1 protein-coding gene is annotated in these 1,025 nt (G+C 37.9%); it reads left to right on the top strand.

Annotated features, from left to right (window positions below):
- The coding region (locus HUS62_RS22330; protein WP_220095106.1) for a hypothetical protein at nucleotides 1-1,025 on the top strand (1,025 nt) is incomplete at both ends.

Here is a 1,025-nt window from a genome sequence, read left to right as displayed (position 1 = left end):
TCAAAAGATTTTTTAGATGCGATAAGGATTAAGCTATCTCAGTATTGGAAAAACACTGACATAAAGCTATTCAGTGAAAAGCCAGTAGAAGAAAAAAACACATACTCACATATAAGCTTAATGTCATTATCTGCTGTTAAGTGCTCAGCTGAAACGGAAGGTTGGGAAAACCAATTATCACATGATGAGGCTGTGAAAGCTGTTCGCATTTCACTACTCGAATTGAACGGCTTTGCAGACTATTTACCTAAATTGATAGCTGCTCAACCTGGCGCAGTAAAGGAAGCTCTAACTAAAGAAGTTATGTCACAAATAGATGGGTTCTCACAGATAAAAAGTGCCCCTCTATTTTCTAGAATGACTTACTCCCAATCTGAGTTGATCAAAAAAACTCTCATTGAAGCCGCTTTAAATCGAATCGAGGATATCAGAGCTATTTTATCTGAGGGCCCGAATACCGATATTAAGTATATTTTCCAGTTAGCATCAACGGTGACTGTTGGTGACTCAATGGATATTTTTGCAAGTTTATTGGAAGAGCACTTAAAAAATAGAAAAATTGATAATGCCGATTTGATCGAATGGGTAAAACTATTTGCGCATTTGGATATCATCGGGGCCAGTGAATTGATTATCAGGCTCACAGATGACTTATCGACGGATGAGCTTACTCAAAAAGGAATATCTTTATTCGCTAATGTCTTTGGTGATCGCCATCATAGCTTACCCCCTACTTTTGAAGATATAGAAGAACATTTGAGGCTTGAAATCCTTAATAGTTTATTGAATCGCTGCTATGAGGTTGTAGATCCAAAGGATGACCATGTAAGGGAAGGGGGAAGTTATAGACCCGATATGAGAGATGATGCGGAATATGCGCGTAGCTATTTATTGCAGTGTATTTCAAAAGTTGATGACATTCGTACTATTGAAATACTTAAAGGTATAGCAAAAATACCTCAGGCTAAGCATTTGGAGAGTAGGCTGAACCAAATGGCCATTGATGTAGGCGCGTCACTATTTAT

Origin of the sequence: Pseudoalteromonas sp. 0303, assembly GCF_013349995.1 — a bacterium.
In the GTDB taxonomy this organism is placed as follows: domain Bacteria; phylum Pseudomonadota; class Gammaproteobacteria; order Enterobacterales; family Alteromonadaceae; genus Pseudoalteromonas.
The sequence above is the reverse complement of the archived record's forward strand: the minus strand, read 5'-3'. Positions and strand labels throughout refer to the sequence as shown.